This window comes from Geobacillus sp. WSUCF-018B, from assembly GCF_002809985.1.
Lineage (GTDB): Bacteria > Bacillota > Bacilli > Bacillales > Anoxybacillaceae > Geobacillus > Geobacillus thermophilus.
Genome location: NZ_PIJF01000005.1, coordinates 1 through 14,280, shown reverse-complemented (window position 1 = coordinate 14,280; position 14,280 = coordinate 1). Strand labels below are relative to the sequence as shown.

Below are 14,280 nucleotides of genomic sequence, written 5' to 3'. Positions count from 1 at the left end.
GAGCGGCTGACGACGCTATTATGCTAAGGAGGCAAACGAATGGACAGCCGGCAAATGTACGAGACGATCAAGAAGCGTCTAGGCGGCCATCCGCACTGGACGTTTCGCTTTGACGCCAAGCAGGATGCGATGCGCATCGAGGATGAACGCACGAAAAAAGGCGTGACGATTTCGCTTCCCGGCGTGATCGCCAAGTGGCACGATCAAAAAGACGAAGCGGTGCGCGAAATCGTCTATTACGTGGAACAAACGCTGAAAACGATGGAAGAAGCGGCCGCGCTTTCCGGCAACGAGCGGAACATTTACCCGGTCATTCGCTCGACATCGTTTCCGACGGAGACGAAAGAAGGCGTGCCGCTTGTGCACGATGGCCATACGGCGGAAACGCGCATTTATTATGCGCTTGATTTAGGCAAAACGTACCGCTTGATCGATGAACAAATGCTGAAAGCGGAGCGGTGGAGCGCCGAACGGGTGAAGGAAATCGCCCGTTTCAACGTCCGGTCGTTGCCGACGCCGGTGAAAGAAGACCGCGTGGCGGACAACGTGTTTTATTTTGTCAATACGAACGACGGCTATGATGCGAGCCGGTTGTTGAACGAGGCATTTTTGGCGGAAATGGAAGCGCGCATCGAAGGGACGATGGCGTTGGCCGTCCCGCATCAAGATGTGCTCATTATCGCCGATTTGCGCAACGAGGTCGGCTACGACGTTCTAGCGCAAATGACGATGAGTTTTTTTGCCGGCGGCCGCGTGCCGATTACCGCCTTATCCTTTTTGTACGAAAATGGGGAGTTGGAACCTATTTTTATTTTAGGAAAAAAACGGAGAACGTAAGGTGCAAGGAGGAATCAACCGATGAATGTATTTTACAATCGCGAAGGAATCGGCGATGTATTGCTTGTGTCGCTGAAGCCGATTCCTGCCGAAGAGCGGGCGTTTGTGAAACGAGGCGACGTCGTTCGCATTTTTTCGGAGCGGAGCGGAGAGACGGTCGGTTACAACATTTTTTCCGCTTCTTCATACCATCCGTTTTCCGGCAGTGGCCCGCTCGATGTCGATGAAGAACTCGTTGGCGTCATCAATGACATTTTGGCGAAAAACGGTTTTGACGAACCGATCGAGGCTGATTTGTCGCCGAAGTTTGTCGTCGGATATGTGAAAGAAAAAACGAAGCATCCGAACGCCGACAAACTGAGCGTCTGCCAAGTCGATGTCGGCGGTGAAGTGCTGCAAATCGTCTGTGGGGCGCCGAACGTCGCCGCCGGGCAGAAAGTCGTCGTCGCCAAAATCGGCGCCGTCATGCCGAGCGGCCTTGTCATTCAGGAAAGCGAGCTGCGCGGCGTCCGGTCATCCGGCATGATTTGTTCGGCGCGCGAACTCGGGCTGCCGAACGCCCCGCAAGAAAAAGGGATTCTTGTGCTCTCTGACGAGTACGAAGTCGGCCAGCCGTTCGTGTTTTGACCGTCCCGACGGCGTTTTTGCCGACAATGAATGAGATAGAAAGAGTGAAACGGCCGATGAAATTTTGGAAACGATGGCTTCGCATGTTTGCGGAGGAAGAAGAGCAGGAACAGCCGCCCATTCCTCAACCGGAGCGTGCAGAGGCGAAAGTGGTGTACCAATACCCGCAAGGCCGCTTTCGGTTTCCGCTCATTCCCGACGATCAGCCGCGGGAGGAACAGAAACAGCAGCAGCGGTTGGCAGACGGGGGAAGAACGCGGCCGGCCTCTGGCCGCCCGTCAGACAGCCTGGCGCGGGAAACGGCGGAAAAACGCCCGTTCCGCCCGTCCGATGTGCCGTCGCCGGTGTTTGGGTATCAAAGACAGGGCGGCGAACAGCGGGGGGCAAAACGAACGCCGGTTTCCGACTTTAAGCCGGAGCAAAGCCGCTCCGCCTCTTTGGCGCCGCCCGAACAGGAAGAGAGCAGCAAAGCGACCGCCCCACCGGATGAACAAGCCGCCGTTGCGGCCGGGAGCGAAACGGTAGCAGAGACTATGGCCAAGGCCGCGGAAGAAGGGGCGCCGCGATCGGATGAGCGGCAGCACGATCAGCAGGAAAGGGGCGCCGGGCAAGAGGAAGAGGAGCGGTCCGTCTTTGGCGCCGGTCCGCGGCTTGAAGAGGCGATTGAGAATGAAACGGCGACGGAGAAGATCACCAAGGTGCTAGAAGAAGGAGCGCCGCGACCAGATGAGGGGCAACGCGGCCATGGGGCGGAGAAAGGCGCCGGACGGGCGCGCATCCCGTACAATGTGATGATGCTAAAGGAAGACCGGCGCAATCTCGAGGAACGCTCGCGCCGGGACGGCTATTCGCTGCCGCCGTCTGCGTTGCTTGAGCCGCCCGGGGAGGCGGCGTCTGCTGACGAACAGTGGATTCGCGAACAATGCGCCCGCCTCGACCAGACGTTTGCGAGCTTCCATATCGGAGCGAAGGTCGTTGGGGCAACGCAAGGGCCGACGGTGACGCAGTTTGAAGTGCAGCCCGATTTGGGCGTGAAAGTAAGCAAAATTACGAGCTTGACGGACGACATTAAACTGAGTTTGGCAGCGAAAGACATTCGGATTGAAGCGCCGATTCCCGGAAAGCGGACGATCGGCATTGAAGTGCCGAACCCATCGAGCCGTCCGGTGCGGCTGCGGGAGATTTTAGACGACCGCGCCTTCCGCGAGCGCCGCTCTCCGCTCACTGTCGCCCTTGGGCTTGACATCAGCGGCGCGCCGGTCGTGACCGATATCCGCAACATGCCCCATGGTCTCATCGCCGGGGCGACCGGGTCAGGCAAAAGCGTCTGCATGAACGCTATGCTTGTCAGCATGTTGTACAAAGCCGCCCCGCATGAGGTGAAGTGGCTGCTGATTGATCCAAAAATGGTGGAGCTTGCCCCGTACAACGGCTTGCCGCATTTGCTCAGCCCGGTCATCACCGAAGCAAAAGCGGCCGCCGGGGCGCTCAAGTGGGCGGTCGGCGAAATGGAGCGGCGGTACGAGCTGTTTGTCCATGCCGGCGTGCGCGATCTTGAAAAATACAATGACCGTCTGCGTGCAAGCGGGGGAAGTGAGCCGCCGTTGCCGTACATCGTCATCGTCATCGACGAACTGGCTGATTTGATGATGGCCGCTCCGGCCGATGTCGAGGAATCGATTTGCCGCTTGGCGCAAAAGGCGCGGGCGTGCGGCATTCACTTGTTGATCGCCACGCAACGGCCGTCGGTTGACGTCATCACCGGCTTGATCAAGGCGAACATTCCGACGCGCATCGCCTTTTCTGTTTCTTCCCAAGTCGACTCGCGCACGATTTTGGATGTGAACGGCGCCGAGCGGCTGCTTGGGCGCGGCGATATGCTTTTTTTGGAAAACGGGTCAGCCAAGCCGGTGCGGTTGCAAGGCTGCTTCATTTCCGATGAAGAAATTGAGCGGGTCACCGCCCACGTGAAAGCGCAGCAAGCCCCTTCGTACATGTTCAGTCCGGACGAGTTCCGGCAAGCGGCGGCGTTCGGCGAGGAAGACGACGAGCTGTTTGACGAAGCATGCCGGTTTGTCATCGCCCAGGGAGGGGCGTCAACGTCAAGTTTGCAGCGTCATTTCCGCATCGGCTACAACCGCGCCGCCCGGCTCATCGAGATGATGGAGCATCATGGGCTCATCTCGGAAGCGCGCGGCAGCAAACCGCGCGATGTGCTGATGAGCGAGGAAGAGTGGGCGCGCTGGCGCGGGGAGCACGGCGGGCGCCCTGCCAACGGCGTTGCTTCCGGGCGGTAGTGTTTTGCCGCCGGCCGTGCTATAATGGGGAAATGAAACCGCCGGCGCGGCGGCATGAAGCAAATGGCAAAACTAGACGAATATCATATACTGTTCTACAGAGAGAAGATGGCTGGAGGGCTTAGCGATGACAGTTTACCATTTTGTTGGCATCAAAGGCACGGGAATGAGCGCGCTTGCACAAGTGCTTCATGATCTCGGCTATACAGTGCAAGGGTCGGATGTAGAAAAGTGGTTTTTTACGCAAAAGGTGCTCGAGGAACGGGGCATCCCGGTTTTGCCTTTTTCCAAAGACAATATCCGCCCAGGTTATACGGTCATTGCCGGCAACGCCTTTTCCGATACGCATGAGGAAATCGAAGCGGCCCGTCAACTCGGCGTCCCTGTCATTCGATACCACCGCTTTTTGGGCGAGCTGGCGGGGAAATTCACAAGCATCGCGGTGACCGGCTCACATGGAAAGACGACGACGACGGGCTTGCTCGCTCACGTGATGCAAGGGGCGCACCCTACGTCATATTTAATTGGGGACGGAACGGGAAGAGGGGAGCCGGGGAGCAAATACTTTGTGTTTGAGGCGTGCGAGTACCGCCGGCATTTTCTGTCCTATTTTCCCGATTATGCAATCATGACGAACATTGACTTCGACCACCCCGACTATTTTGCCAATATTGACGACGTCTTTTCCGCCTTCCAACAAATGGCGGAACAAGTGAACAAGGCGATTGTCGCCTGCGGGGATGATCCGTATTTGCCGAATCTCCAGGCGAAAGTGCCGATTTTGTTTTACGGGCTTAGCGACGAAAACGATTTTCAGGCGCGCAATATTGTCAAGACGCCCGAAGGGACGGCGTTTGACGTGTTCGTGCGCAACACGTTTTTTGCCTCTTTTTCCATCCCGCGCTTTGGCACCCATAACGTGCTGAATGCGCTCGCGGTCATCGCCCTTTGCCACTATGAAGGCATTGACGCCGGCACGATCGCCGCCCGGCTGCAGACGTTCCAAGGGGTGAAACGCCGCTTCAGCGAAAAAACGGTCGGGCGCCAGGTGTTGATTGACGATTATGCGCATCATCCGCGCGAAATTACCGCCACATTGGAGGCGGCAAGGCAAAAATATCCGGGACGCGAGGTCGTCGCCATTTTCCAGCCGCACACGTATACGCGAACGCAGACGTTTTTGCGCGAGTTTGCCGAAAGTTTAAAACAGGCCGACCACGTCTATTTATGCGATATTTTCGGCTCGGCGCGCGAACGCGAGGGCAAGCTGTCCATCCGCGATTTGCAGGCGCAAATTCCGCGCTCGCAGCTGCTTGAAGAAGACAACGTTGCAGTGTTGAAGCAGCATCCGGATGCAGTGTTGGTGTTTATGGGAGCCGGCGATATTCAAAAATTTCAACAGGCGTACGAACAGGCCGTTCTGTCCGCGTAGCGGCCGGCCGGGAAGCGGGCTGTGACCAAAACAGTCCGTTTTTCGTTGGGCGGTAGGAATCGAATGAGACGGCGGCGAACGTTTAAAGGCGGAGGCAAACGGGTACAAACTGGATGAGGCGGTCCGGACGGCAAGGAGGGAAACGAAGTGGAGTGGCTTTTGTACGCGAGCGCTGCGGTGGCGGCGGCGGCGTTTTTGTTGCTTGTCGTGTACATCGCGAGGACGCTCGTCGTCCTGCAGGAAACGCTGCGCCGGCTGACGGCGGCGGTGGGCCATACGGAGGAGCAAGTGCAAGCGGTGGCCCGCGAAGTCACCGAGCTTTTGCATACGGCGAACGATATCGCCGGCGATGTGCAAAAGAAGGTGGAAAAGCTGAACAGCGCCGTCGAAGCCGTCAGTGAAGTCGGCGACGCCGTCCGCTCGTTCAACCGCGCCCTTCAGCAGACAGTCGCGGCGCTGTCGGCTCGAGCGGGCGGTGGGCGGAAAAAATGGCGCAAAACGTTGCGATGGGCAAATGTTTTGCTCGATCTAAGGGAAAAATGGAGGGAAAGGGAACGATTGCGTGAACAGGAGGGAATGCAAAATGGCGAAAAATAACGGCGGATTTTTGCTTGGGGCGCTTGTCGGCGGCATCGCCGGCGCGGCGGCGGCCATGTTTTTAACAAGTGAGAAAGGACGGCAATGGCTCGCGGAATGGAGCAGCAGCGAAACGTGGGAGCCGGTGAAAACGACGGCGGCGGAATGGTTGGAAACAGCGAAAGAGAAAACGAAGGAAATCGCCGAGTTCATCCCGCTGAAAACAGCTGAGGCTCCGTCCGAAGGCGAAGAGGCAAAGACCGGTGCTGAAAATGCGACGATCCCGATTCCGCCATCCGCTGAGCCGGCCGACCGCGAGACGCTGCAAAAGCTGTTTGAGGAAGCAGAAGCGGCGCTCGATGACACCGAGCAAACGATGGGACACCGAAGCGGAATGGAGTGAGCAGAACGTGGGAATGGAGAAACTGGAAACCGTCGAACAGTTTGAACGCGTCAAGAAGGAAACGAACCGCTTTTTGTTCGTCAAACATAGCCTAACATGCCCGATCAGCCGAGCGGCGTTCGGCGAATGTGAAAAGTTCGCCGCCGATCACCCGGAGCTCGCGGTATATTGCCTGTACGTTCAAGAAGCGCGCCCGCTCTCGAACTACATCGCCGAGACGACCGGCGTTAAGCACGAATCGCCGCAGGCGCTTTTGTTTGAAAACGGCAAAGTCGTCTGGCACGCGTCCCATTGGGCCATTACGTATGGCGCGCTCTCGGAGCATGTCGGCGCTTGACCGTCCGCCTTTACTGCGGGCGGTTTTTTGCACACTTTTTGCTTTATTGCTTAAAAGCGTTTAATCAAAAAAGCATTTTTTTCGTGACAACCGCTAAGTCATCGATTATAATAAAGACTAATTACAAAACTTCGATCTTCAAAACGGGGAAGCGCCCCGAACGCAGCCGGCCGGCGGCCGCTATGGGGCGGAAACGATGCATGAAAATGGGCGAAAGGATGAGAGAAGCATGAGCAACGAACGGTTGGAGGAGCTGCGGGCAAGGGTCGATGAGATTAACCTGCAATTGTTGAAGCTGATCAACGAACGGGGGCGGCTCGTTCAAGAAATCGGCAAGATCAAAGAAGCGCAAGGAACGCACCGCTACGACCCGGTGCGCGAGCGGAAAATGCTCGACCTCATTTCCGAGCATAACGACGGTCCGTTCGAAACGTCGACGCTGCAGCACATTTTCAAGGAAATTTTCAAAGCGGCGCTCGAATTGCAAGAAGATGACCATCGGAAAGCGCTGCTTGTCTCGCGGAAAAAGCATCCAGAAAACACGATCGTCGAGGTGAAAGGAGAGCGGATCGGCGACGGCAAGCAATATTTTGTCATGGGCCCGTGTGCGGTGGAAAGCTACGAGCAAGTGGCTGCGGTCGCCGAAGCGGTGAAAAAACAAGGCATCAAGATGCTGCGCGGCGGTGCGTACAAACCGCGCACGTCGCCGTACGATTTCCAAGGGCTCGGCGTGGAAGGACTGAAAATTTTGAAACGGATCGCCGATGAGTTTGATTTGGCGGTCATCAGTGAAATCGTCACGCCGGCGGACATTGAAATCGCCTTGGACTATATTGACGTCATCCAAATCGGCGCCCGCAACATGCAAAACTTTGAGCTGCTTAAGGCAGCCGGCCAAGTGAATAAGCCGATTTTGCTGAAGCGCGGCTTGGCGGCGACGATCGAAGAATTCATCAACGCCGCTGAGTACATCATGTCGAAAGGAAACGGGCAGATCATTTTGTGCGAGCGCGGCATCCGTACGTACGAGCGGGCGACGCGCAACACGCTCGACATTTCGGCTGTGCCGATTTTGAAGAAAGAAACGCACTTGCCGGTGTTCGTCGATGTCACCCACTCAACGGGGCGGCGCGATCTGCTCATCCCGTGCGCCAAAGCGGCCTTGGCGATCGGCGCCGACGGCGTCATGGCCGAAGTGCATCCGGACCCGGCCGTCGCCTTGTCCGATTCCGCCCAGCAAATGGACATCGCCCAATTCAACGAGTTTATGGAAGAAGTGCGCGCGTTCCAACGCCAGTTTGTTCAAGCGTAAAGGGCAAAGGGCGGCGTGTCGGCGAAAGAAGACGTCCCATTGTGTTGGGGCGTCTTTTGTTTTTGGGGCAGTGCGAAGCGGACTGCGGCCGAGGCGGGAAATGGAGGCCGGTTGGGTTGGCGGCATGATAGGGCAACCGAATCGCGCTGTCCGGCGTGTTTTCGTTTGCACTGGGGGCAGTTGGCGCCCAGCGCCAAAACATGGGGAAACAGCGGCTTCCTTTTCATGCAATGGCGCGGCTTCGGGCAAACTATTGGTGAACGGTTTGTGAACAAACCGGCAAAATGGTTGCGATTTCGTTGCGAGTTGGCGATAATGTATCGTATGATAGTTGTACATACATTCGGAATTTGACCGGTTATCGGATCGAGCGAAAAGGAGTGAAACAAAATGACGGTAACGATTTATGATGTGGCGCGGGAGGCGAACGTCTCGATGGCGACTGTTTCGCGCGTCGTGAACGGCAACCCGAACGTCAAACCGTCGACGAGGAAAAAAGTGCTTGAGGCCATCGAACGGCTCGGCTACCGCCCGAACGCCGTGGCGCGGGGGCTCGCCAGCAAAAAAACGACGACGGTCGGAGTGATCATCCCGGATATTTCGAGCATTTTCTTCGCCGAACTGGCGCGCGGCATTGAGGACATCGCCACGATGTACAAGTACAACATCATTTTGAGCAACTCCGACCAAAACAAAGAAAAAGAGCTGCATTTGCTCAACACGATGCTCGCCAAGCAAGTGGACGGCCTGTTGTTTATGGGCGGGACCATCACCGAAGAGCACGTCGCCGAATTTCAAAAATCATCGGTGCCGATCGTGCTGGCAGCGACGGTCGGGCCGGAGGAGATTCCATCGGTCAACATCGATTATGAGCAGGCGGCGTTTGAAGCGGTGACGTATTTGCTGGAAAAAGGAAACCGCCGTGTGGCGTATGTGACCGGTCCGACCGACGATCCGATCAACCAGCGGAAGTTGGCTGGCTACCGGCGCGCGTTGGAAGAGCGCGGGGTGCCATATGACGAAGAGCTGGTCGTTGAGGGCGACAATTCATACGACTCCGGCTTGGAAGCGTATGAGAAAATCGCGGAGCTTGCCGAACGACCGACGGCGGTGTTTGCCGGCACGGACGAAATGGCGCTCGGCATCATCCACAGCGCCCAAGACCATCACGTGCGCGTGCCGGAAGAGGTGGAAGTCGTCGGCTTTGACAACACAAGGCTTGCGACGATGGTGCGGCCGCGGCTGACGACCGTCGTGCAGCCGATGTACGACATCGGAGCGGTGGCGATGCGGCTGCTGACGAAGTACATGAACAAGGAGAAAGTTGACAACCATATCGTCGTCTTGCCGCACCGGCTTGAAGTGCGGGAATCGACGAAATAAGGAGCGAGGCTGATCCGAAAACGCGGAGCGTTTTCGGATCAGCCTTTTTCGCGTTTCCTCCGAACGCGCCCGCCGAGGCGCTCTCGTTTGCGTTTCCCATGCGCCGCCAACAGGCGCGAACCGGCTCGATGGCGCCCATAAAAAGCAGCCCCCTTCGCCTATTGTTTCTGAATTTGGAGGGCGGTTCGGCCGGCCGGTCACCGTGCCGGCCGCTGGCTGCGGATGAAATACAACGCTTTTTCCACCGTCTGCGCATTTTTTTCGCTGATCTCTGCTTTGCGCGGAATCGGGGGATACAAGTCATCCGGGTCGTCCCACTCAAGCGGAAGCGCGACGGGTGAAAGCGGTTGCCAGCGTTGGCGCCACTCATCCGGCAACGGGCCCGATACGTCGGCGCGTCCGGTCATCTCGAGCCAAAGGAGCGCCCACGCCCGCGGCACGACGCGCCAAATGTCATACCCACCGCCGCCGACGGCGATCCAGCGTCCGCCGCAATATTGATGGGCGATTTCGTGCGCGAGCTTCGGAATGGCGCGGTATGTTTTCATCGTCACCGACAAATGGGTGAGCGGATCGTAATAGTGGGCGTCGACGCCGTTTTGCGTCACGATGACATCCGGGCGGAAAAAGTCGGCGATTTCCCGAAGCGCGGTCGTATAGGCGGCGATCCATGATTCGTCTTCCGTGAACGCATCAACGGGAATGTTGAACGAATAGCCGTAGCCTGCGCCTAAGCCGCGCTCGTTGACATTTCCGGTCCCTGGGAACAAATAGCGCCCCGTTTCATGAATGGAAAACGTGCAGACGTTCGGATCGTCGTAAAACGCCCATTGCACCCCGTCGCCATGGTGGGCGTCGGTGTCGACGTACAACACGCGCAGTCCGTATTTCTCCCGGATGTATTGGATGGCGACCGCGCTGTCGTTGTAGACGCAAAAGCCGGATGCTTTGCCGCGGAAGCCGTGGTGCAGGCCGCCGCCCAAGTTGAGGGCATGCTCGGCTGCTCCGGAAAGAACCGCGTCGACAGCAGTCAGCGTGCTGCCAACCAAGAGGGCGCTCGCCTCGTGCATGTTCGGGAAAATCGGCGTATCTTCGGTGCCAAGGCCGTAGTTTTGCGCCGCCGCTTCCGACAGTTCGCCGCGCCCGGCCGCTTTCACCGCCTCGATGTAGGAGCGGTCGTGAATGAGTGCGAGCTCGTCATCGGTCGCCATGCGCGGGGCGACGATCTGGCGGTCTTCGAGCGAGCCGAGCGTGCAAAGCAAGTCGTATGTCATTTTGACCCGCAGCTGGTTGAACGGATGGTTATCATGAAATTTGTACTGAAGAAATTGCTCGCTATAGACGAATGCGCAGTTTCCGCTCATGACGTAACCCCCGGCAAGTTCGGCCATAGCACGCGATAGCCGGCGTTTTGCAAATCGCGGATCAACGGAAGCGGGTTCATCGTCTGCACACGGAAGACTAGAATTTTCTCATTCGGATCCGGAGCTGGATACACCAAGACGCTGGCGATGTTCACATGGCGCTCGCTGATGATGGCCGCCGCTTTGCTTAACATGCCGGCCTCGTTCGGCACTTTGATCTCGATTTGCGACCCCGGCTGGTGAACGCCGGTCAATTCAATGAACGTGCGGAGCAAATCCGTTTGCGTGATGATGCCCACGAGTTTCCCATGGTTGACGATCGGCAGGCAGCCGATTCGGTGTTCGTAAAAGAGCGCCGCCACCTCCTCGACGAAATCGAGCGGATGGCCGACGATGAGGTCGGTTTTCATCATCGTGCTGACCGGTTTTTGCAAGTCTTCCAGATGTTCATGAAGATGGAAAATGGACGGGCTCGCGTCGCGCAAATCGCGATCGGTCACAAGGCCGATCAATCTCCCGCTTTCATCGATGACCGGCAGATGGCGGATGCGGTGATGTCTGAGCAGCTGCAGCGCTTCGGCGATCGTATTCGTGGGACGGAGTGTCACCACCCGCGTTTTCATGATTTGTTCGACAATCATGCTTTCCCTCTCCCCTTTGTCATTTCATGCATGATCGGCCGGCTGTCAGCCGCAGGCGAGCCCGCGTCGTTTCGCCCGCGGCCGCCGCCTTGTATGCAGCGAACGGCCGAAGCCATCCGTCCGTACACCCGTTTCTTTCGCATATGTTGCGATTGTTCAACCGACGGCCGGCTTTTCGGCAGGCAGGCCTGGAGTTCATTTAATACATGTAGCGGTTCATAAACCGCAGCCGGTCGAACCGTTGAATCGATTCGGCGTCGACCCGTTTGCCGATGCGGACCATCAGGCAGTTCGCCGGATGCGAGCAAATTTCCGGGTCGTCGGTCGCATACCAGACGAGCCCGCCGGCGTTCATCATTTTCTCCATCACTTTTCGGTACTCCCATACGTTCAGCCCCGTGCCTTTTAAATCCCAATGCCAGTAATATTCAGTTGTAATGATGATGTAGTCTTCCATGGCGTCGTCCATCATCGAGACGATCAACAAATTTTTTCCGACGCCAAACCCGCGGAACTCCGGAATGACTTCAATGGCGCCAAGCTCGAGCAAATTTTCCATGTTCCCTTCCGACCAACGCTCAAGCGGATCGGGATACAAAAACGTCACATATCCGACAATCACCTCGCCGCGGCGGGCGATGATGATCCGCCCTTCCGGCAGCTTGGCGATTTCGATCAACGCTTTGTGCTGTTTGGCAGGCGGGCGGAAGGAAGTGAGGTCATGGTGGAATTCGTAGCTGGCCAACGCTTCCGGCGTCACCGGCCCTTCGATGAGGAGCGTTCCTTTCGGGGTTTTCAGCTCTTTGGCGTTATACGTTTTTTTATGTTCCATTCGTCCACCACCTGAATTGGTCGTTCTGCTTCCATTATACATAAAAATGGCGCCGGCTGGCGCGGATCAAAAAAATTTCAAAAAAGTGGGGACAAGGAATATTTTAAAAATTGAGAAATGGTTTTCAATCGACTATAATAGAAATGTAATCACTTACATAAGGGGGATCGGAGAATGAACACAGAACGGCTTCCCGTCATACAAGGGGACTACAATTTGAAAAACTACGAAGAAACATATAAACAGTTTCAATGGTCGGAAACAGAGAAAGCGTTTTCTTGGTATGAGACGGGACGGGTCAACATGGCGTACGAGGCGATCGACCGCCATGCTGAGTCGTTCCGCAAAAATAAAGTGGCGCTTTACTACCGGGATGCGGTGCGGAATGAGAAATATACGTTTAAAGAAATGAAAGAAATGTCGAACAAAGTGGCGAATGTTTTGAAAAATGTGGCCGAGATTGGAAAAGGAGACCGCGTGTTCGTCTTTATGCCGCGCTCGCCGGAGCTGTATTTCGCTGTGCTCGGGATCATCAAAACCGGCGCCATCGTCGGACCGCTGTTTGAGGCGTTCATGGAAGGCGCGGTGCGCGACCGCCTCGAAGACAGCGGGGCGAAGGCGATCGTGACGACGCCGGAGCTTTTGCCGCGCGTGCCGGTGGGCGACTTGCCGGAGTTGAAGTACGTCTTTTTGGTTGGCGACGGCGTTGTCGAAGAAGGGCCGTACATCGATTTGAAAAAGCGGATGAACGAGGCAAGCAAGCACTTCGACATCGAATGGGTCGACCGCCAGGACGGCTTGATTTTGCATTACACATCCGGTTCGACCGGAAAGCCGAAAGGCGTCCTGCACGTCCATAACGCGATGATTCAGCATTATCAAACCGCGAAGTGGGTGCTCGACTTAAAAGAAGACGACATTTACTGGTGCACGGCCGATCCGGGGTGGGTGACCGGAACGTCGTACGGCATCTTCGGCCCGTGGCTGTGCGGGGCGTCAAGCGTCATCGTTGGCGGCCGCTTCAGCCCGGACGCCTGGTATGAAACGATCCAAGACTTCGGCGTCACCGTCTGGTACAGCGCGCCGACGGCGTTCCGCATGCTGATGGGCGCCGGCGATGAAGTCGTGAAAAAATATGATTTAAGCTCGCTCCGCCACATTTTGAGCGTCGGCGAGCCGCTCAACCCGGAAGTCATCCGCTGGGGGATGAAAGTGTTCGGTCGCCGCATCCATGATACGTGGTGGATGACGGAAACAGGCGGGCATCTCATCTGCAACTACCCGTGCATGGAAATCAAGCCGGGATCGATGGGGAAACCGATCCCAGGCGTCGAGGCGGCGATCATTGATGACCAAGGAAACGTCCTGCCGCCGTACCGGATGGGCAACTTGGCCATCAAAAAAGGCTGGCCGTCGATGATGAAAACGATTTGGAACAACCCGCAAAAATATGAATCGTACTTTATCGGCGACTGGTACGTATCCGGCGATTCGGCCTACATGGATGAAGACGGCTACTTCTGGTTCCAAGGCCGTGTTGACGATGTCATCAACACATCCGGCGAGCGCGTTGGGCCGTTTGAAGTGGAGAGCAAGCTCGTCGAGCATCCGGCCGTGGCCGAAGCCGGCGTCATCGGCAAGCCGGACCCGGTGCGCGGGGAAATCATCAAAGCGTTCATCGCGCTTCGCGAAGGCTATGAGCCGTCTGAAGAGCTGAAAGAAGACATCCGCCAGTTCGTCAAAAAAGGGCTCGCCGCTCATGCCGCGCCGCGTGAGATCGAGTTCCGCGACAAACTGCCGAAAACGCGGAGCGGGAAAATCATGCGCCGCGTCTTAAAAGCGTGGGAGCTCAACTTGCCGACCGGCGACTTGTCGACGATGGAAGACTGAACAATAAGGGGCCCGGAATGTTGCGCTTTCCGGGCGCTTTTTCTTATAGCGTCAGATGATGCAATGCTCCGTCAGTTGTTCGCCATTCATACGACTCCGTGACGGAAAAAGACAACGGGAGACGTAACGGTTGAAAAAGTGGGATGACAAGGCATAAAAGACGAGCGAGAGGAAGTGGAACGAACGACCACGAGTATATAGGCGGCGAAAGGAGGTTCTCCTGCCGGTCGAAAAATAGGTGCCCGCTCATAAAAAAGGGGCTGACCCAAAACGCGAATGCGTTTTGGGATCAGCCCCCACTTTTTTGCCTCAAATATAGAAGAATCGCCCTTTTTTCTGGTAGAATAGA

Annotated in this window: 13 protein-coding genes; 10 read left to right on the top strand and 3 right to left on the bottom strand. The window is 56.7% G+C overall.

Going from position 1 to position 14,280, the window contains the following annotated elements:
- The first annotated feature begins 39 nt into the window (after positions 1–39).
- From CV944_RS02650 to ccpA, 9 genes are all read left to right on the top strand, one after another.
- Entirely contained in the window at positions 40–837 is a 798-nt protein-coding gene (locus CV944_RS02650; protein ID WP_033014510.1) for a DUF1444 domain-containing protein, read from the top strand.
- Positions 838–858: 21 nt separating this feature from the next.
- A complete protein-coding gene (gene ytpR / locus CV944_RS02645) occupies positions 859–1,464 on the top strand; it encodes a YtpR family tRNA-binding protein (RefSeq protein ID WP_033009788.1) in 606 nt (201 codons plus the stop codon).
- 56 nt (positions 1,465–1,520) lie between these two features.
- Positions 1,521–3,761, top strand: a complete 2,241-nt coding sequence (locus CV944_RS02640; protein ID WP_100663815.1) for a DNA translocase FtsK — start codon at positions 1,521–1,523, stop codon at positions 3,759–3,761.
- 127 nt (positions 3,762–3,888) lie between these two features.
- On the top strand, positions 3,889–5,193 hold the full coding sequence (gene murC / locus CV944_RS02635; RefSeq protein WP_100663804.1) for a UDP-N-acetylmuramate--L-alanine ligase: 1,305 nt from the start codon (positions 3,889–3,891) through the stop codon (positions 5,191–5,193).
- Positions 5,194–5,340: 147 nt separating this feature from the next.
- On the top strand, positions 5,341–5,790 hold the full coding sequence (locus CV944_RS02630; protein WP_049625012.1) for a DUF948 domain-containing protein: 450 nt from the start codon (positions 5,341–5,343) through the stop codon (positions 5,788–5,790).
- Positions 5,777–6,172: a hypothetical protein gene (locus CV944_RS02625; protein WP_100663803.1), complete on the top strand. Its 396-nt coding sequence runs from the start codon at positions 5,777–5,779 to the stop codon at positions 6,170–6,172. Before CV944_RS02630 ends, CV944_RS02625 begins: the two co-directional genes overlap by 14 nt.
- A gap of 7 nt (positions 6,173–6,179) precedes the next feature.
- Positions 6,180–6,509, top strand: a complete 330-nt coding sequence (gene ytxJ / locus CV944_RS02620) for a bacillithiol system redox-active protein YtxJ (protein WP_063211531.1) — start codon at positions 6,180–6,182, stop codon at positions 6,507–6,509.
- Between the two features lie 229 nt (positions 6,510–6,738).
- Positions 6,739–7,821: a bifunctional 3-deoxy-7-phosphoheptulonate synthase/chorismate mutase gene (locus tag CV944_RS02615; RefSeq protein ID WP_050368709.1), complete on the top strand. Its 1,083-nt coding sequence runs from the start codon at positions 6,739–6,741 to the stop codon at positions 7,819–7,821.
- 390 nt (positions 7,822–8,211) lie between these two features.
- Entirely contained in the window at positions 8,212–9,204 is a 993-nt protein-coding gene (ccpA, locus tag CV944_RS02610; RefSeq protein WP_094239097.1) for a catabolite control protein A, read from the top strand.
- A 197-nt stretch (positions 9,205–9,401) separates the two neighbouring features.
- Here ccpA and CV944_RS02605 read toward each other — a convergent pair whose 3' ends face one another.
- From CV944_RS02605 to CV944_RS02595, 3 genes are all read right to left on the bottom strand, one after another.
- Positions 9,402–10,568 carry an acetoin utilization protein AcuC gene (locus CV944_RS02605; RefSeq protein WP_100659395.1) on the bottom strand — a complete coding sequence of 389 codons (1,167 nt, stop codon included), beginning with the start codon at positions 10,566–10,568 and terminating at the stop codon, positions 9,402–9,404.
- Positions 10,565–11,209, bottom strand: a complete 645-nt coding sequence (locus CV944_RS02600; RefSeq protein WP_100663802.1) for an acetoin utilization AcuB family protein — start codon at positions 11,207–11,209, stop codon at positions 10,565–10,567. The genes CV944_RS02605 and CV944_RS02600 overlap by 4 nt, the downstream gene beginning before the upstream one ends.
- Before the next feature lie 199 nt (positions 11,210–11,408).
- Positions 11,409–12,041, bottom strand: a complete 633-nt coding sequence (locus CV944_RS02595; protein ID WP_011232281.1) for a GNAT family N-acetyltransferase — start codon at positions 12,039–12,041, stop codon at positions 11,409–11,411.
- A 174-nt stretch (positions 12,042–12,215) separates the two neighbouring features.
- On the opposite strand from CV944_RS02595, the gene acsA reads away from it, so the two are divergent.
- Positions 12,216–13,931 carry an acetate--CoA ligase gene (gene acsA, locus CV944_RS02585; protein ID WP_033009775.1) on the top strand — a complete coding sequence of 572 codons (1,716 nt, stop codon included), beginning with the start codon at positions 12,216–12,218 and terminating at the stop codon, positions 13,929–13,931.
- Positions 13,932–14,280: the final 349 nt, after the last annotated feature.

Bases quoted from the DNA above. Each gene is read 5' to 3' on its own strand.
- CV944_RS02605 (WP_100659395.1), bottom strand. From the start codon at position 10,568: ATGAGCGGAAACTGCGCATTCGTCTATAGCGAGCAATTTCTTCAGTAC.
- CV944_RS02600 (WP_100663802.1), bottom strand. From the start codon at position 11,209: ATGATTGTCGAACAAATCATGAAAACGCGGGTGGTGACACTCCGTCCC.
- acsA (WP_033009775.1), top strand. From the start codon at position 12,216: ATGAACACAGAACGGCTTCCCGTCATACAAGGGGACTACAATTTGAAA.
- CV944_RS02615 (WP_050368709.1), top strand. From the start codon at position 6,739: ATGAGCAACGAACGGTTGGAGGAGCTGCGGGCAAGGGTCGATGAGATT.
- ytpR (WP_033009788.1), top strand. From the start codon at position 859: ATGAATGTATTTTACAATCGCGAAGGAATCGGCGATGTATTGCTTGTG.
- CV944_RS02625 (WP_100663803.1), top strand. From the start codon at position 5,777: ATGGCGAAAAATAACGGCGGATTTTTGCTTGGGGCGCTTGTCGGCGGC.
- ccpA (WP_094239097.1), top strand. From the start codon at position 8,212: ATGACGGTAACGATTTATGATGTGGCGCGGGAGGCGAACGTCTCGATG.
- CV944_RS02595 (WP_011232281.1), bottom strand. From the start codon at position 12,041: ATGGAACATAAAAAAACGTATAACGCCAAAGAGCTGAAAACCCCGAAA.
- CV944_RS02650 (WP_033014510.1), top strand. From the start codon at position 40: ATGGACAGCCGGCAAATGTACGAGACGATCAAGAAGCGTCTAGGCGGC.
- murC (WP_100663804.1), top strand. From the start codon at position 3,889: ATGACAGTTTACCATTTTGTTGGCATCAAAGGCACGGGAATGAGCGCG.
- CV944_RS02640 (WP_100663815.1), top strand. From the start codon at position 1,521: ATGAAATTTTGGAAACGATGGCTTCGCATGTTTGCGGAGGAAGAAGAG.